General features: G+C 38.1%; 16 protein-coding genes. 9 read left to right on the top strand and 7 right to left on the bottom strand.

Annotated elements, in window-relative coordinates:
• The first annotated feature begins 24 nt into the window (after positions 1-24).
• Together PYW34_RS01775 and PYW34_RS01780 are read left to right on the top strand one after the other, a co-directional pair.
• A complete protein-coding gene (locus PYW34_RS01775) occupies positions 25-2,190 on the top strand; it encodes a PTS transporter subunit IIBC (RefSeq protein ID WP_002286368.1) in 2,166 nt (721 codons plus the stop codon).
• A 303-nt stretch (positions 2,191-2,493) separates the two neighbouring features.
• Positions 2,494-3,327, top strand: coding sequence for an endonuclease/exonuclease/phosphatase family protein (locus tag PYW34_RS01780; protein ID WP_002294625.1), 834 nt, complete (start codon positions 2,494-2,496; stop codon positions 3,325-3,327).
• A 101-nt stretch (positions 3,328-3,428) separates the two neighbouring features.
• Here the strand turns inward: PYW34_RS01780 and PYW34_RS01785 are convergent, their stop codons facing one another.
• A complete protein-coding gene (locus tag PYW34_RS01785) occupies positions 3,429-5,129 on the bottom strand; it encodes a hypothetical protein (RefSeq protein ID WP_016925797.1) in 1,701 nt (566 codons plus the stop codon).
• 506 nt (positions 5,130-5,635) lie between these two features.
• Here PYW34_RS01785 and PYW34_RS01790 point away from each other — a divergent pair.
• Together PYW34_RS01790 and PYW34_RS01795 are read left to right on the top strand one after the other, a co-directional pair.
• Positions 5,636-6,796, top strand: a complete 1,161-nt coding sequence (locus PYW34_RS01790) for a class C sortase (protein WP_002333220.1) — start codon at positions 5,636-5,638, stop codon at positions 6,794-6,796.
• Positions 6,797-6,811: 15 nt separating this feature from the next.
• On the top strand, positions 6,812-7,255 hold the full coding sequence (locus PYW34_RS01795) for a GNAT family N-acetyltransferase (RefSeq protein ID WP_002286361.1): 444 nt from the start codon (positions 6,812-6,814) through the stop codon (positions 7,253-7,255).
• Between the two features lie 482 nt (positions 7,256-7,737).
• Here PYW34_RS01795 and PYW34_RS01800 read toward each other — a convergent pair whose 3' ends face one another.
• Complete coding sequence (locus PYW34_RS01800; protein ID WP_002286355.1) at positions 7,738-8,268, bottom strand: phenolic acid decarboxylase; 531 nt, start codon at positions 8,266-8,268, stop codon at positions 7,738-7,740.
• A gap of 104 nt (positions 8,269-8,372) precedes the next feature.
• On the opposite strand from PYW34_RS01800, the gene PYW34_RS01805 reads away from it, so the two are divergent.
• Positions 8,373-8,924, top strand: coding sequence for a PadR family transcriptional regulator (locus PYW34_RS01805; RefSeq protein WP_002286354.1), 552 nt, complete (start codon positions 8,373-8,375; stop codon positions 8,922-8,924).
• Between the two features lie 152 nt (positions 8,925-9,076).
• On the opposite strand, the gene PYW34_RS01810 is transcribed toward PYW34_RS01805, so the two are convergent.
• The gene (locus PYW34_RS01810; RefSeq protein ID WP_002286344.1) at positions 9,077-9,550 is read right to left on the bottom strand and encodes a MerR family transcriptional regulator; all 474 of its coding nucleotides are present in this window, start codon (positions 9,548-9,550) and stop codon (positions 9,077-9,079) included.
• Between the two features lie 137 nt (positions 9,551-9,687).
• Between PYW34_RS01810 and PYW34_RS01815 the strand changes: the two genes are divergently transcribed.
• The 3 genes from PYW34_RS01815 (at position 9,688) to PYW34_RS01825 (ending at position 12,503) form a co-directional block, all read left to right on the top strand.
• A complete protein-coding gene (locus PYW34_RS01815; protein WP_002286343.1) occupies positions 9,688-11,160 on the top strand; it encodes an MDR family MFS transporter in 1,473 nt (490 codons plus the stop codon).
• Positions 11,157-11,867, top strand: coding sequence for a DUF4811 domain-containing protein (locus PYW34_RS01820; RefSeq protein WP_002286342.1), 711 nt, complete (start codon positions 11,157-11,159; stop codon positions 11,865-11,867). Before PYW34_RS01815 ends, PYW34_RS01820 begins: the two co-directional genes overlap by 4 nt.
• A 351-nt stretch (positions 11,868-12,218) precedes the next feature.
• Positions 12,219-12,503, top strand: a complete 285-nt coding sequence (locus PYW34_RS01825; RefSeq protein ID WP_002294619.1) for a DUF1905 domain-containing protein — start codon at positions 12,219-12,221, stop codon at positions 12,501-12,503.
• Positions 12,504-12,783: 280 nt separating this feature from the next.
• On the opposite strand, the gene PYW34_RS01830 is transcribed toward PYW34_RS01825, so the two are convergent.
• Genes PYW34_RS01830 through PYW34_RS01840 form a run of 3 tightly spaced genes read right to left on the bottom strand, consistent with a single transcriptional unit; the run spans position 12,784 to position 15,311 of the window.
• Positions 12,784-13,203, bottom strand: coding sequence for a hypothetical protein (locus PYW34_RS01830; protein WP_002286333.1), 420 nt, complete (start codon positions 13,201-13,203; stop codon positions 12,784-12,786).
• A gap of 1 nt (position 13,204) precedes the next feature.
• Positions 13,205-13,789, bottom strand: a complete 585-nt coding sequence (locus PYW34_RS01835) for a UbiX family flavin prenyltransferase (RefSeq protein WP_002297414.1) — start codon at positions 13,787-13,789, stop codon at positions 13,205-13,207.
• Between the two features lie 46 nt (positions 13,790-13,835).
• Positions 13,836-15,311 (bottom strand): UbiD family decarboxylase, encoded by a 1,476-nt coding sequence (locus PYW34_RS01840; RefSeq protein WP_002334442.1) that lies wholly within the window; start codon positions 15,309-15,311, stop codon positions 13,836-13,838.
• A gap of 180 nt (positions 15,312-15,491) precedes the next feature.
• Between PYW34_RS01840 and PYW34_RS01845 the strand changes: the two genes are divergently transcribed.
• Positions 15,492-15,803, top strand: a complete 312-nt coding sequence (locus PYW34_RS01845; protein ID WP_002333221.1) for a hypothetical protein — start codon at positions 15,492-15,494, stop codon at positions 15,801-15,803.
• A 114-nt stretch (positions 15,804-15,917) separates the two neighbouring features.
• Here PYW34_RS01845 and PYW34_RS01850 read toward each other — a convergent pair whose 3' ends face one another.
• Entirely contained in the window at positions 15,918-18,254 is a 2,337-nt protein-coding gene (locus tag PYW34_RS01850) for an ATP-binding cassette domain-containing protein (protein WP_002323231.1), read from the bottom strand.
• Between the last annotated feature and the right edge of the window lie 95 nt (positions 18,255-18,349).

Below are 18,349 nucleotides of genomic sequence, written 5' to 3' on the forward strand. Positions count from 1 at the left end.
GATTGCGTAAAGGAGCTAAACGGAATGAAAAAGATATTTAGTTTTGAGTTTTGGCAAAAATTTGGAAAGGCTTTAATGGTTGTGGTAGCAGTTATGCCGGCAGCTGGGTTGATGATCAGTATAGGGAAATCAATTCCCTTGATCAATCCTGATTGGACGCCGCTTGTCACAACGGGCGGAGTAATTGAAAATATTGGTTGGGCAATTATTGGTAATCTTCATATTTTATTTGCTTTAGCAATAGGAGGAAGTTGGGCAAAAGAAAGAGCAGGCGGAGCATTTGCAGCTGGGATCTCATTTATTTTAATCAATCGGATCACTGGGGCTATCTTTGGTGTCACAAGTGACATGCTTGCGAATGAAGATGCATTTACCCACACTCTGTTCGGTACGAAGATCATGGTTAAAGGATTTTTTACAAGTGTATTGGAAGCACCAGCTTTGAATATGGGAGTATTCGTAGGGATCATCGCTGGATTTGTCGGGGCAATGGCTTATAATAAGTACTATAATTATAGAAAATTGCCGGATGCTTTGTCATTTTTCAATGGAAAGCGCTTTGTTCCGTTTGTTGTTATCTTATGGTCAACAATCGTGGCATTGATTCTTGCTGTGGTGTGGCCAAACGTACAGGCTGGAATCAATAATTTTGGTTTATGGATTGCAGAATCACAAGAAAGCGCACCGATTCTAGCACCGTTTTTATTTGGAACATTAGAACGTTTACTATTGCCATTTGGATTGCATCATATGCTGACGATTCCTATCAACTATACACAGCTTGGCGGATCGTATGAGATTTTATCAGGCGCACAGGCGGGGACACAAGTATTTGGGCAAGATCCGTTATGGTTGGCTTGGGCCACTGATTTAGTGAATCTTAAAGGTGCAGGGGATATGTCGCAATATGAGTTTGTGTTGCATAACTGGACGCCGGCTCGTTTCAAAGTAGGACAAATGATTGGTTCTTCAGGTATCTTGATGGGAATGGCTTTTGCGATGTATCGTAATGTCGATCCTGATAAGAAAGCAAGATATAAATCAATGTATTTTTCAGCAGCGTTGGCTGTCTTTCTAACAGGTGTAACAGAACCATTGGAGTTCATGTTTATGTTTGCTGCTGTGCCATTATATGTCATTTATTCAGTGATCCAAGGGGCTGCATTTGCGATGGCAGATATCTTGCCATTGCGGGTCCATTCATTTGGGAATATCGAATTGCTGACTCGGACACCGTTAGCTATCAAAGCGGGTCTAGGTGGAGATCTTATCAACTTCGTGTTGTGTGTGATCGCTTTTGGTGTTGTTACGTATTTCTTAGCAAATTTCTTGATCAAAAAATTCAACTTTGCTACACCGGGACGTAACGGAAATTACGACAATGACAGTGAAGAAACCGTTGTATCTAACAGCGGAACAGGAACAGCAGATCAGCAAGTGGTCCAGATCATTCATTTGCTGGGAGGAAAAGAAAATATCAAAGATGTCGATGCTTGTATGACTCGGTTACGCGTAAGTGTAAATGATCGAGAAAAAGTAGGGACTGAAGAAGCCTGGAAACGAGCAGGGGCGATGGGATTGATCGTCAAAGACAATGGAGTCCAAGCAGTTTATGGACCAAAAGCAGATGTCTTGAAATCAGATATCGAAGATCTGCTGCAATCAGGAGCAGAGATTCCAGAGCCAGAAATGGTTTCTACAGGAAATGGACAAGCAGGTAGTAAGCAATACTTAGGTATAGAACAAGAACTAGTTTCCGCAGCTTCTGGAGAAGTGATTCCTTTATCTGAAGTAAAAGATCCGGTATTCTCACAAAAAATGATGGGTGACGGCTTTGCTGTTATTCCAACATCAAGAGAAGTTGTTGCGCCGATCGCTGGAAAAGTGACAAGTATTTTCCCTAGCAAACATGCAATTGGGCTGGAAACGAAAGATGGTATCGAAGTTTTGATCCATATGGGAATCGATACAGTCCAAATGAATCAGCCAGCTTTTGAGATTGCTGTCAAAGAAGGCCAAGAAGTAGGAACAGGAACGAAATTAGCTGAGATGGATCTTGATGTGATCCAAAACGAAGAAAAAGATCCAACGATCATGATCGTATTTACAAACGATAAAGTAGAAGAAGTAGTGATCAAGCAATTAGGTACAGTGACAGCTGGTAAAGTGATCGGCTCCATTAAAATGTAAGGAGAGGTTGTGAAAAAGCTGTCCTGCATCAAGTCATAAGAACAGCCAAACAAAAATAGCTCCTCCTATTTTTCGTTTGGTTGGGCTTATTACCGAGAAGCAGCAGTTTGAATACTGTTTAGTGGAGAGGTCGTGAAAAAGCTGCCCTGCACCAAGTGATAAAAACAGCCAAACAAAAAATAGCTCCTGGTCCATTGAGCTTATTACTGAGGAGTTAGCAGGAGAACACTATTTGCTGGAGAGGTTGTGACAAAAATTTTGTCACAACCCTTTTGTTTCGAAATGAAGACAAGGAGAAAACCAATGAAATTCATGACACTCAACACGCATAGCTGGCTTGAGCCAGAACCAGAGAAAAAATTGCAAGAATTAGCAGATAAGATCCTGTTAGAAGATTATGAAGTGATTGCTTTACAAGAAATCAACCAATTACTGGAATCTGAAGAAGTAGAACCTGCGAAGCTAATGAAGTTCTGTCAGGTAAAGAATCAAGTACCTATCCGTAAAGATAATTTTGCCTACCGTTTAGTTCAGCTTTTAAAGGAACACGGAAAAGAGTATTTTTGGAGTTGGGAAATGAGCCACATCGGTTATGATAAATATGAAGAAGGAAATGCACTGCTTACGAAAAAAACATTGGAAAGTCAGGTCCTTACCGTCTCCCAATCTCAAAAGAAAGAAGATTATCAGACACGCAAGATCTTGATTGGGAAAACAAAGATAGATGATCAGGACATTTTTGTCTCGAGCTGCCACTTTTCTTGGTGGACAGATAAAAAAAGTGGCTTTTATTTTGAGTGGAAAAACTTGGAAAACTACTTTTTGGAAACTCGCGTACCACTTTTTTTCCTAGGTGATTTCAATAATCCAGTAGACTCTCAAGGTTATTATACTGTAAGAGAAAGTTGCCTTCTTCTTCAAGATTCGTATGTTGTCGCGAATGAAAAAGGAAAAGCAGCTACTGTGGAAAAGAAAATAGATGGTTGGGAACAAAATACAGAAAAATTGCGTATAGATTTTATTTTCGTCCCTGAAGGAATGCAGGTTAAAAAATATCAACGGATTTTTGATGGGATCGATAGTCCAATCATCAGTGATCACTACGGGGTGGAAATCGAATTAGATGTGAACGAATAAAAAATATAACATATAACATAAAAAAACTGATTAAAATAAAACTCTCCAAACGATTATACCGTTTGGAGAGTTTTTTGATCGGATGTATTTATCCCTTTTGCCTAAGCACGTAAAAGCTTGTATCTATGATAAATAAATAAACATAGCAAGGTAAACCAGCCAATCAAAGTAAGAGAAAGAATGAAATAGAAATAGATTGGCGTTTGATAATGAAGCGTGAGCTCGTTGATTCCTTTTTTCTGCTTCACGATTGGGGTCCCGATATCTGTTACTTCATAATCAGTCAATGTTTTTCCATTTTGCTGTAGCACAGTCCGATCGTAGACGATAACAGGGATATGAACAGTTTTGTCCCCAGTGTTTTTCCACTTGATTGTCAAAAGACCGCCTGGATGTGTTTTTATAAAAGTTGTTTCGTTTTCTAGTATTTCTTCGTTATACCGGTCGTATTTATTGTCTTTTGTCTCCTTATAGATTGGCAGATAGTCAGGTGTGGTTTTTTGGAAAACGAACAAGCTGGTAGACATATCTTTGCTGAAGAATGTTTTCCTTGCTTCTTCCGGCGTATCGAATAGATAAGTATGTCGACTGACAAATGTTTCATTTTCCCACTTTTCCAGATGCTGGTATAAGTTCTGGATCGTCTGTGCTGAAAAAATAAGAATGCCAAATATACTTAAAAGACGGAACCACTTTTGTTCAGACCACTGGTTCAGTGAAAGGGCAAGGTAAAGTAGAAGCAATAGCGTAAATGGCACGAAAAATCGAAATGGAAACTGGATCAAACTAATAAAAGGCACATTTTTTTCGATCAATGTCGTCCATGGAATCAAGCTAGTAGAAAGAAAAAAGAAAACAAGACTTGTGTACAACACGATTTTTTGGAATAAGGTGTTCTTTTGTTGAAAGAAAATAAAAAGCAAAAAACCTGATAATATCAATATAGGAAAGGCCTTAGGGTAATGGAGCCAATAACTGCCATCCAGATCTATCGCCTTTTGACTCATTTCTCTGTTAACAAAGGGAGGAAGAATCTTATTCCTACTGTAAACAATAGCTAATCCTGCCCAAATATTTGCTGTCAGAACAAAATAAAGCAAGACCGACTTAATCAGTTGAAGCAGTGCTTTTCCTTTTTCAGTCTGGTTAAAAAAGTAATAAAGATAAAAAGGGATATACATCAAAGCTAACATGATCGAAGACAGTAAATGGATCTGTGTCATAAGTCCCACTGAGACAGCGACTTTGATAACAGGGAACTTTTTATGAAGGACGAAATCAGCAATAGGGATCATACATAAAGGATAAAAACAAGTCCCCCAGCTAGTGAATCCTTGGTTGATAGACCAGTATTGAATAGAATACGTACTCATGAATAAAACGGCTACTGGTACACTTACCCAATTTCGAACATTGACATATCTCAGTAAAATCAGCATAGAAAATCCTGAAATAAGATAAAGAATGAAATTTGAAAGAATCTGATAATGAAACCAGCTACCTGCAAGCAACACGATCAATCCTTGTAAATAAGCGAAAAATGGGCCGTAAACGGCATTCACGATCCTGCCACTTTGCTGGAATCCATAAAGGGAAGGAAAATAATGGAAATCCCCATATTTAATTTGTTGCGCGGCATCATAGAACCGATTGTAATGGAATGGGGCATCAGCACCCAAAATTAGTTTATGTGTGAATAAATGAGGCATGAGAAATGCCAAAGCAATGAAAAAAATTGCTAAAAATGGGCCATATTTTTTCAATTGTCGAACTCCTTTGCAAACTTTAGATAAATTCATCATATATCCTATGCGAGAGGTAGGCAAGAAATTAGAAAATTCATGAAAATATTTATGAATTTTACAAGAAAAACATAAGTGAAAGTTCTAAGGAGAGAGGATGCGACATAAGTTTTGTTGCATCTCCTTGTTTTGAAACAGAATTTTTCTTAATACTCGAAACAAAGTAGCTTTTTCATGACCTCTCGGTAAACGGTGTTCAATCAGCTGCTTCTCGGTAATAAGCTCACTAGCCTAGAAAATATGAGAAGCTGTTTTCTGACTAGCGCTCTTATTACTCAAAGCATAACGCAGTTTTCACAACCTCTTCCTTAAACGGTGTTCAAAAGCTTGCATCTGCGGTAATAAGCCCAACCCAACAAAAAATATGAGTAGCTATTTTTTTGGGCTGTACTTATTACTTGATGCAGGACAGCTTTTTCACAACCTCATCGGCTTTCATTTTCTATTTTTTTCCTGAACCCATATAATAAAAGAAAGAACAAAAAAACTTGCAAGGGAGGACACATGTGAAGCAGAGTAAGCAAAAACAGTCTCGTCGACTTTTGTTTCGTTTGTTTTTATTAATATGTATCGTCGTAGGGTTACTGATCGCTTTATATCCATTTTATGTGGATTCTTTAAATAGTTTTATTGATCAAAAACGTATCGAACAAGTACAAAAACGGACCGCAGCTGAAATTGAAGTGCAGCGAAAGAAAATGGAGGAGAAAAACCAACGATTAACTGACCAAGGATTCAATCCTGGTACTGATCCTTTCAATGAAAAGAACAGAAATGAAAGTACAACATCCAGCCAATTAGAGGAATGGCTGATCGGAAGTATCAATATACCTAAGATCCAATTAAATATTTCACTTTATGATCGGCTCAATGGTAGGATCCTTGAAAATGGAGCAGGCGTCTTGCAAGGAACCTCTTTCCCGCTTGGTGGAAATTCGACGCATTCAGTGATCTCTGCTCACAGCGGTTTACCTAATCGACGGTTATTTACCGAATTAGATCGTTTAGAAAACGGAGACACGTTTATTTTGACTGTTTTGGGGGAGAAATTGGCTTATCAAGTTAAAAATATACAAGTGGTACTGCCAGATGACACGTCTGTTCTAACGATTTCAGAAGGAGAAGACTTAGTTACCTTGCTTACATGTACGCCGTATATGATCAACACGCATCGTTTGCTAGTGACAGGACATCGGATTCCTTATAACAAATCGGTAAAAAAAGAAGAAGGAAAAGGAAATCAGGAAAGAACCATGCGGCAATGGTTTATTCTTGCAGGAACGATAATAGCTGTAGTCATACTGTTAGTGTTTATCGGACGACTAATCTATCAGTATAGATTAAGTAAAAAAGTGCTTGATTTTTCATTTATTATTAGTGATTCGTCAGGGAAACCGGTAAATGGTAGTTCATTCATTTTGAAACATAAGAAAAAAACACTTACTAGAAATGGTGTGCCGTTTTCAGTACAAAGCGACCATCATGGGAAAGTCAAGCTGGATCAATTGCCTGGTGGAACTTATCGAATCGTTTCAGCTGATGATCCTAAAGTTGCTGTTTCTTTTGGTATTAGAAAAGTAAAACAAGAGAAGATATACTTTTTTGAGGGGCGAAAACTTGTAAAAGAGCTTCAAAAAAATGGTTTTTATTTTAAAATCAATGAATAAGTAAGGAGAGAAAAAATGATCCGCACAACAACAAAATTGTCTGCCAAAGAACTGGAATCTGTTCTATCGATTTGGCTGCATGCTAACTTGGATTCTCATGAATTCATTCCATCAACTTATTGGGAGAATCAAGTAGAATCTGTTAGGAAAGCTTTACCAGATGCAGTGATTTACTTAGCAGAAATAGATCAAGAAATTATTGGTTTTGCTGGGGTGATTGATCAGTTTATCGCAGGAATCTTTGTGAAAAGGGAATACCGGCAACAAAGAATCGGTACGCAACTAATGAAAAAAATAAAAGAAACCAATAAAACACTGACTTTGACAGTCTATCAAAAAAATCAATCAGCTATTCATTTCTATCTTTCACAAGGTTTTACAATTCAAACACAGCAAAAAGATGAAGCAGTAAATGAGGAGGAACTTGTGATGAAATGGAATCAAAACGCTGATTTTTGATGAACAGAATAACGAAATAATGCTCCCAGCCTAATTTTTTGCTGGGAGCATTATTTCATTTTGAAGTCACTAATTTAACTGTGTGAATATGCAGTTGTTACAATCTTTGATAAACGGTGTTCAATCAGCTGACCCTCGGTATTAGCTCAAAAAACGGCAAAATATGAGGAACTATTTTTCCATTTGTTTCTCTAATACTCAGGTCAAAACGCTGATTTCACAACCTCTTGATAAACGGTGTTCAAACGGCTGCTTCTCGGTAATAAGCCCACTAGCCTAGAAAATATGAAAAGCTATTTTCTAACTAGCGTTCTTATTACTCAAAGCATAACGCTGATTTCACAACCTCTTGATAAACGGTGTTCAATCAGCTGACCCTCGGTATTAGCTCAAAAAACGGCAAAACATGAGGAACTATTTTTCCGTTTCTTTCTCTAATACTCAGGTCAGAACGCTGATTTCACAACCTCTCTTTCACAACCTTATTTTACTCGTTTATAATTTTCATCGAAGTATTTTCCGCTACGGATATCATCTGGCATTCCATCGTATGGTTCTTCGCTAATAACATCTTCATTGTCTATACCTGCATCACCCATATAAGTGATCGTAGCAAATTCAGGAACAAGTAATTTTGGATAAGTTTCATATTTTTCACGAGCTGCTTCCATTTCTGCGATATGTTCGTTTTGGAAAGTAACAGTGATTTCTGGATGTTCTTCAACCCATTTAGGGAAAAAGATCATTCCGTGAAGTTTCTTTTCATTTGGCATAAAGTCCAATGCCACGTCTGTCCCTGTTGGCTCTGTCCAAGTGATTTTGAATACGCCGTCCGTCAATTTAACGATATCAGCTTCTTGGTCTTTTACCCAACGGCCTTTGACCATTCCGCCATGGATACGGTAATCAACAGTATGGTCATTTTTGGCATACCATTCATATTCCCAACCATTGTCATACGTATAGATAAAGTGAGTTCCAATAAAATCTTCCAATTCTTTAAATTCTTTCATGTTTAAGCATCTCCTTATAAATTAAAACATGTAATAAACTACATGTTTTCGATTACTCATTTATGATAGAATGGATTTAAAGATTTGTCAAGGAGGGAAAACTGATGGCAAGAAAAAATACACTTCGATATATTTTGTTAGGGTTATTAAGTAAGAAGAAGATGACAGGATATGAATTGAATCAATCGTTCAAAAATGAAATAGGAGAATTTTGGCAAGCAAAACATAGTCAGATTTATCCTGAACTTGCAAAAATGGAAGAGCAAGGAATCATTCAGCATCAAGTAGAGATCACAGGTGAAAAATTGGAAAAGAAAGTTTATGAATTAACAGAAGAAGGGAAGGAACAATTGGCAGAGTGGATTCATACACCAACCAATGAACTACCGGTTAATCGAGACGAATTTGTTCTGAAATTGTATTTCGTCAAAGACGTGAATGATCCGGCATTAGTAGAAATTATTCAGCAGCAGCGTGACCTTCATGAAGAAAAACGACTTCATCTATTAGAGCGAAAAAAAACGATCTTTCCTACTGAAAAAGAAAAACATGAAAATTACGGACACTACCTGATTTTAGCGCATGCGATCAATCGGGAAACAGAATATGCAAATTGGCTAACAGATGTATTAGAAGAAAGTAACCGAAAAAAATAAAAAAATATCCGAACAGTGATGGAGAATTCCTTTCTATATGAAAGAAACGCAGATCACCGTTCGGATATTCTTATGTTCAAACAGGCCTTTTTTCAAGTATTTATGTAGCATCTACTTATTAAAAAGCTTGGTACTTAGGAGATTAGTGGCGTTTAGAGTTCTTTTAACAACTGTTCGTAGTCAGCTTTTTCATCGACAGGAAGGAGCTTGTAAGTTAATTCGTCTGTCTCGTTGTCATGAATGATGTACATCTTAGCATTCTCTTCTTTGAAGTTACCGATTTGTAAAATCGTATAGCGTTCGTCGATCAATTCGATATCTTTGATTGCTTTTGAAAAAACTTTACGGACATGGTGCATTTTCTTTTGGCGGATTTCTGCCTTTTCTGCAGCTTTTGACAAAGTAAATCCGTCATCTAAATATTTTTTGATCAGTTCTACTTTTATGACTGTAGGTAAACGATATTTTCTAGGACAATTCGCATCAGCTTCGATCGAACGAATGAATCCCTTTTGTTCCCAATACCTTAATTGACGTGGAGACACACCTACGATATCACTTAATTCACTGATGCCAACAACCAATTGATCATTTTCCAACAAACGTTTAAGGGAAGCCCCAACCATTTTTGTCACTCCTTTTGTCCTCTTGCTTCCCTTAATTATATCCGTATTAACTTATGTGTCAAGTAGGTTGACAAATAGCGAATTTAGGACTAAAGTATTCTAGTAGTTTCAGAAAAAATTCAGAAAGAAGGAGAAATATGAGTAACAACCAACCCGTAGATATTTACGGAAAACCATATAATCGGACACTTTTAGTTGTTGTCTTATTAATTGGTACATTTTGTACCGTTTTGAATCAGACCTTATTGACGACAGCTTTTCCTACATTGATGAAAGCTTTCGATATTTCAGCGTCTGATGTGCAATGGTTAACGACTGGTTTCTTGCTAGTCAACGGGATCATGATCCCAATAACAGCATGGCTGATCAATAAATTCAGTTCAAGAAATTTATATCTTTCTGCCATGACGATCTTTTTGATCGGAACGATTACTTGCTTTACAGCACCTAATTTTAGTACATTACTAATCGGTCGCTTGATCCAAGCTTGCGGTGTGGGAGTATCGATGCCATTATTGCAAAATATCATGCTATCTATTTTCCCGCCAGAAAAAAGAGGATCAGCAATGGGGATGTCAGGGATCGTTATTGGACTTGCTCCTGCTTTAGGCCCTACATTATCTGGTTATATCATTGATAACTACCATTGGCGTGACTTGTTTGGTATGGTACTGCCAATCGTTGTTCTTGTCTTGGTTTTAGCATTCTTCCTAATGAAAAGTGTTATTCCATTGTCAAATCCTAGCATTGATATTTTATCCGCTATTTTATCAACGATTGGATTCGGTAGTTTACTTTACGGATTTTCTAGTGTAGGAGATGACGGCTGGGGAAGCTTGAAAGTAATTGGTTTCTTAGTTGTTGGTGTGATTTTCATCGCCTTGTTCTCATGGCGTCAATTACATTTGGAACATCCATTCTTGGAACTTCGTGTATTCAAATCATCTACATTCACGATTGCAGCTGTTTTAGCTGGTGTAACAAATATGGCGATGGTAGGGGCAGAAATGGTCGTACCATTGTATATTCAAAATATTCGTGGAGAATCAGCATTCCATTCTGGCTTGATGTTGTTGCCGGGTGCATTGATCATGGGGGCTATGATGCCTGTGACGGGTGCGATTTTCGATAAATACGGCGCGAAACGTTTAGCCATCACAGGGATGTTCATTTTGACAGCGGCAACTGCACCATTTGCTTTCTTGACAAAAACGACTCCAGTTTTATATATCGTGATCCTTTATGCGATCCGTATGTTTGGGATCTCCATGGTCATGATGCCGGTAACGACTTCTGGTATGAATGCATTGCCAAATAACTTGATCAGTCATGGGACAGCGGTAAATAATACATTCCGTCAAATCGCAAGCTCGATTGGTACAGCTATTTTGATCAGTGTGTTGACGAATGTGACAAAAGCAAATATCCCAAGCAAATCTGTATTGGATAATACGCCATTAGCTTATAAAGATCAGGCAATCAATGCCACACTGTCAGGTTACCATGCCGCGTTTATCGTAGCGATCATCTTTGGGATTCTTGGCTTTATTATTGCCTTTTTATTGAAGAAAAAAGAACCTGTTCTAATGAAAGCGGGGGATAATGCATGATTATTGGAGTTTTGATTGTCAGCTTGCTTGCTTTTGCTTTAACGAACGTGTTCGCTAAAAAAACATGGCAAACCTTTTTATCTTTGATTTTCGGACTAATCTTCGTCGCTTCACTAAGTTTGATCGTCGCTAATTTGTCCAATCACTTTGGAATGGAAAAAGTAACGGAAACAAAAACAGAAAAAATTGTTTCCAGTGCTGATTCCCAAGGAGCAGATATGCTTTTGTATAAAGCTTTAGGGAATGGAAAAGAAAAAGTGTATCTTTACCGAACAAATGAAAAACAAGAAAAACCAAAAGCAACTGGTACGGATAACGAAACAAATAAAGTAGAAAAGACAGACGGCGATGCTGAAAAAGTGACGAAAACTACTTATTGGGAATACAAAAACGACATGTATAAATTCTGGTTCAATATTGCTGATAACAATCACGAATATGACAGCCGAGTGAATACATTCAAAATCCCAGAGACATGGGTAGAATTAAGTACGGACCAAGCAGCCAAGTTAGCTGAATTAGTGAAGAAACAGCAAAGTACGATGGAAAGTGAAGCAAAAGCTTATGTTCAAGACGGTATGGTAAAAGCAATGACTGAAAATCCAAAAATGAGCAAAGCAGAGCAAGAACAACGTACGAAAGCCTTAGCTGCTGAATTCCAACAACAAGCATTCGCAAAATTAGTGAAAGAAGCAAAAGGCGAATAATATTTTGAACACCATGTAGGAGGTTGTGAAAAAGCTGCTCTGCATCAAGCAGTAAGAACAATCAGATAAAAATAGCACTCCATATTTTTCATCTGATTGGGCTTAGTGCCGTAGATGCAAGCTTTTGAACACCGTTTAAGGAAGAGGTTGTGAGCCTGCCGTTTAACTCTGAGTCACAAGGAGCAATTTCAAAAAACAGCTTCTCATGTTTGTTGACTATTGTGACTTGTGACCGAGGAGTTGGCAGGAGAACACCGTTTATTCGAAAAAAGGAACTGCGACAAGACTTTTGTCACAGTTCCTTCTTTTTTTTGCTATGCTATACTAGATGTAAAAAATAGGAGAAATAAAATGAGGGAAATTTATTCTTTTGAATCAAAAATCTATGCTTCCGAAGTCGACAAGGGCGGGGCATATATTATTTTTCCGTATGATATAAGAAAAGAATTCGGTGCTGGAAGAGTTAAAGTCCAAGCAACTTTTGACAATGTGCCGTATGAAGGCAGTATCGTGAATATGGGCGTGAAAAATCCAGATGGTTCAGTCTGCTACATCCTTGGACTACGAAAAGATATTCGTAAAAACATCGGAAAAGAAATCGGTGATATTGTAGCAGTTACAGTGAAGCAAAAATAAAAGAGGTTGTGACAAAAGACGTGTCACAACCTCTTGATAAACGGTGTTCAAAAGCCAGTTTCTCGGTAGTAAGTCAAATTTATGCAAAAATGTGGAAACCCATGTTTACAAAATTTTTCTTACTACTCGAAACGAAGCGGCTTTATCACAACCTCTTGATAAACGGCGTTCAATCAGCTGTCCCTCGGTATTAGCTCAAAAACGGCAAAATATGAGAAGCTATTTTTCCATTTTTTTCTCTCATACTCAGGTCATAACGCTGATTTCACAACCTCTTCTTTCATAATGGTTTTTCACCATCTTTATAATAAACTGGTTCTTTGATATGGAAATCTATTTTTTCCAACCAATCTAAAATCTTGTAACCTAACTCTTCTGACATCGGAAAAGAGGCGTTGATTTGTGCATTGGAGATATGGTCAACATGGATACCGGAAGTGATCGTACAACTTCCCGGAACGGCAGTTTTGATGATCACAGCTATTTTTTCGGCTAAGACATCGTCTTTATGGAACCGACCATCGTGGCTAGGGAAACGTACAGTTTGCATCTCTGTATCACGAGAAAATGTAGTGACTGTTCCGATATGTGGTGTATCTCCGCCTGTTAAAGTGATCAATAAGTCTTTACCGATTACTTTAACAGCAGCTTGGATCGTGAAACCTAGTTTGGTTACTTCAACTATCGTTTCTTTTTCCATATTAATCACCCTGCCAACGTTTTGAATGCTCATTTACAATTCCAAATTGATCCAAAAGTTTCATTGTATGGTGATTAACAAGATCTTGGATCGTTTGAGGCTGATTATAAAAAGCAGGAATTGGTGGTATGATTTGCACACCTAGTCGTGCTAATTTAGTCAAGTTTTCCAAGTGAATGGCATTTAATGGCGTTTCACGAGGAACAATGACTAACTTTCGTTGCTCCTTCATTGTTACATCAGCAGCACGTGCAATCAGGTTGTCGCCTAAACCAACAGAGATACCTGCGACTGTTTTCATACTTGCCGGTACGATGATCATTCCATCGGTCAAAAATGATCCGCTGGCGACAGCAGCACCTAAATCTTTGTTTGAATAATGGTAATCAAACAGGCTTTCGAATTCAGTTAGTGATAAGTCGGATTCCAGCTTTAAGTTCTGTTTTGCCCATGGACTGATGATTCCGTGTGTTTCTATCATCGGATATTCTTTTAGTTTCTTCACTAGGTTGATGGCATAAATGGTGCCTGAAGCGCCACTTACACCAATCACGATTTTTTTCTTCCGTTGTGCCAATTGTTCCATTTTCCGCACTCCTTTTTATGATGTCAAAACAGTTGCAGATCATTCATTATTTCAAATATTTTTCCCAATCTTCTACTTCTTGGAATTTTGCACGTACAAAATGTTCTTTCATATCGAAAGGAACTGTACCGTCAAAGATAGTTTTTGCACTCATCCCACGGAAACGAATAGAGCCAGGATTATATTCTGGTAATTCTGATGGGTCCAATGGATGGTTCCTCATTCCTGGGATCACGATGATATCTTTATCTCCTTGGAAACGAGTGTTGAAAGTCCAAACTACATCGTTCATGTCGAAAATATCAACATCTTCATCGACTAAAATGACTGTCTTCAATTCTTTGAAGGCTGATAAAGCAAGAATAGCTGCTTGACGCTGAATACCTTCATCCGCTTCGTTTTCTTTACGGATTTGCATGATGGTCATCAATTTACCACCACCTGCAGAAGGATTGTAGACATTTACTACTTTTCCTGGAATAGCTTTATCGACCAAGGCAAGAATACTTGCTTCTGTAGGAATACCGGCCATAGATACGTGTTCTTCACTGGGACCAATCGTTGTTTGCATGATTGGATTGTCTTTTCGGTGAGTAACTGCTTTGACTTTCACTACTTGTACAGCTGGATTAGCATCCCCAGTATAGCCAGGAAATTCTGGCATTGCTTTTCCTGAGTTCGTGTTGATATCTTCTTGCATTGTTTCATTTGGCATGATTTCTGCTTCAATGATGAATTCAGCACGAGCAATACCCACTTCATCGACTGCTATACCATCAACGATTTGAATAGGTTCGTTACGCAAAGCTCCTGCACACCATAGTTCATTGTAGCCAAGTGGAGTGGTAGGTGGTTCGAAAGTCGTGCCAATGGCAATTGCTGGATCTAAACCAATATTGATAGTGATAGGCATTGGTTTATTCAAGGCTTCGAATTGTTTTTGGAAGTGACCAATGTGGCGTCCGCCAGGCATGATGTACATACCGATCGTATCTTTATCTTCTAGAACCATACGATGGATCGTTACATCGCTCATTGTTTTTTCTGGATCTGATCCTAAGACTACACCCATTGTGATGTATGGACCAGCATCTTCAGGAGTATTTGTAGGTGCAGGCAAAATGTTGCGAATATCGAAGTCTGCATCGGTAGCTAGATGAACGACTTCTTGTGCTGGAGCGTCTGCTTTGTCTACTTTCACAGGTTTGATTGGATTTTCTACAGCGTCTTTCAAGAAACGACCAAGTGTTCGATAATCATGGTGCAAAATTTCACCTACACGTTTACGACTAGCCATTGTTCCGATGTTCACACGTGTGCCGGGGAAACCTTTGATATTGTTGAAAGTCATAGCTGGTCCTTCTTGAGTCGGACGTTTTACTGTACCGCCAGCACCGATATAACGGTAAACACCAGATAATTCTGCTTCAGGATCGATTTCAATATCTGTTTCGTGATATTGACCTGGAAGTGTTTTTAGTTCTTCGATGACTTTTCTTAAATCATACGGTTGATCTGTCATGAGAGATTCCTCCTTAGTTGTCTTTACCTATCTATAGTAAAAGGTGAAAAAGAGGAAAACAATTCAACTTGTTCGGTAAAGTATTCTACAATGGAATGGATGCGTTTTTTTGATAATAGAATAAACTATGATATACTTATCACTAAAAGAAAGCGCATACTTAGTGTTGGAGGAAGGAAAGTGAAAAAAATGAAGGAGTCATTTCCTAAAGCAGTAAAAGTGGAAAATATAGCGAATATTTTGAAAGTTACATTTGAAAACGGAGAAGTAAAATACGTGAAATCTCATTGGACAGAAGAGATAACCGATGCCTTGCAATTTGGAAAAAAAGGAAGAGGAAAAAGAAAAAATATTCTCGCACTTTCTCGTAATATGTGGATTGGGACTGAAGTAACGATTGAAGCAGATGGAACAGTATTCATAAATGGAAAAGACAGGTATACGCCAGAAGAGTTGTGGTACAAAGGAAAGAAAAGTATACCAGAATTATAAAAAATAATTAAAAAAAACAGCGCGAAACAAGGAACATATTACTTCCTCGTTTCTTGCTGTTTTCTACTATTTCAGCGCTCTTATGACTCAAATCTAAATGTGGTTGTCACAACCTTATTCTGCACGCAAAGCGATAGCGGCGTCTTTTTTCGCTGCCATTCGTGCAGGAAGATGACCGCCAAGCATCGTCAATATAGTAGAGACGATCACTAGAATAATCGCATGGACAGGATTTAGTTGAGCAACATTTTTTAGATCCGTCATGTTGTATAAGATGCTATTGATAGGGAACGTAGCTAGCCATGCAATAAACACACCTAATATCCCAGAAGAAATACCTAAAATACACGTTTCTGCGTCAAATACGCGAGTGATGTCTTTTTTACGTGCACCTAAAGCTTTTAGTACACCGATTTCTTTTGTCCGTTCAATCACAGATGTATAAGTAATGATACTGATCATGATCATACTTGTTACTAAAGAGATCCCTGCAAAAGCAATAAGGACATAAGTGATAGCATCCATCAATCCGCCAGTCAGTTCAGTCATCGTTCCAGCTAAATCAGTATAAATGATTTTATCTTCATCTGATTTGCCTTTATTGTAATCATCTAGATAATCCAAGATCTTTTCTTTGTCTTCAAAATTGTTCGGATAAATCATGATACTTGAAGGCAAGCTGTCTCCACCTAAATAACTAAGCAATGTTTGTTTGGCATTTTCGTCAACTTTTTCAGTAGTTAAGACATTTACACCACTGTCTCTTTGAGCTTTGACGATTTCTGATTCTTTGTTTTCGTTGACGATTTGAGTCGTTAATTGATCGCTATAAGCGATTCCTGGAGATAAGAGATTCATTGTAGAAGAAGATTTCACGCGTAGGATCCCCGAGATCTTCAATTCATCAGAAGCATTCTGATACATCGCATCATAATCTGTATTAGGGATAAAATTCCCAGTTGGAAGTTTTGTATAGTAAGTATTGTTGTTTACTAATTTGAATGTTGTACCAACGATATCATCAAAATCAAGTTTTTCGTCTTCTTTCACATCAAATCCAAGATTCTTCAATGCGTTGATATTAGTATTATTATTGCCGTCTACGATCAGCACGACATCTGTTGCTGAGGCTGGATAACTTCCGGCAAGTAAAGAATAATTGTCTTTTAAAAAGTTTTCTTTGCTAGTGTCAAGCTGTGTAGGGAAACTTGACACTCCCACACCTGTCATTGCTGACATCGTACTAGATAAAGAAAGAGATTCCGTATCAGGATTTTGATTCGAGAAGCTGACAGGCTGTACTTTGCCATTTACATCACGTAAAAGATTGATTCCTGTAGTACGGGTAAATCCGATATTATTACTTAAGTTAGGATCGATGTCTGTTACGTAATCGACGTATGTTTGATCAATCTTATTCGTGTGCTGTGCTTTATCTTCTTCGCTGACTTTTGCAGTAATCGTTTTGCTGTCTGGATAATCCGCTTTGCTTGCACCCAATCCGGCATCGTCACGAGTCTGGTTAGTCGTTACCTTAGAAATAGTAATCGGAAATTTCGCCATCGTTTCAGCTTGCGTGTTATCGATTTGTTTTTGGAATCCAGAAGAAAGGGACAGAACGATCGCGATTCCGATGATCCCAATACTGGAAGCAAAGGAGGTCAAGAAAGTACGTCCTTTTTTTGTTCGGATATTGTTGAAGGAAAGCTTTAACGCTGTCCAAAAACTCATCTTTGTTCTGCGTAAGTTAAATTGATCATCTTTTGGTCGTTCGATGTGAGGATGGGAATCTGTTAAGATCTTACCATCAGAAAATTCAATGATCCGATCTGCGTATTGATGGGCCAGTTCAGGATTATGTGTGACCATGATCACTAATTTTTCTTTCGATAACTCTTGGATCAATTCCATGATCTGGATACTTGTTTCTGTATCTAACGCTCCGGTTGGTTCATCGCACAAAAGGATATCTGGGTCATTGGCTAGTGCTCGAGCGATGGCCACTCGCTGCATTTGTCCACCAGATAACTGATTTGGCTTTTTATGCATATGATCTGTCAAGCCGACTCGGTGCAATGCATCTTCTGCCCGTTTTCGTTTTTCGTCTTTAGAAACACCACTTAATGTCATCCCAAGTTCAACGTTTTCAATAATGCCTAGATGACCAATCAAGTTGTAACTTTGAAAAATGAAACCGATAGAGTTGTTTCGGTAGGCATCCCAGTCACTGTCCTTAAAGTCTTTAGTAGACTTTCCGTTGATTACCATATCACCGGAATCATAATTATCTAGTCCACCAATCACATTCAGCATAGTCGTTTTACCAGAACCACTAGGACCTAAAATCGCTACGAATTCTTTTTGTCTGAAAGCGACAGACACACCATCCAATGCTTTGGTGGTGGTTTCGCCGACTTTATAATATTTTTTTATATCTTTTAATTGAAGCATAATCACCCTTCTCCCGTATTGAAATATTCGGTATACTAATAAGTATATCAGAACAATGATCGTAGTATACGAAATAAATGTTAACTGAAGATGAA

It is taken from the genome of Enterococcus faecium, assembly GCF_029023785.1.
In the GTDB taxonomy this organism is placed as follows: Bacteria; Bacillota; Bacilli; order Lactobacillales; family Enterococcaceae; genus Enterococcus_B; species Enterococcus_B faecium.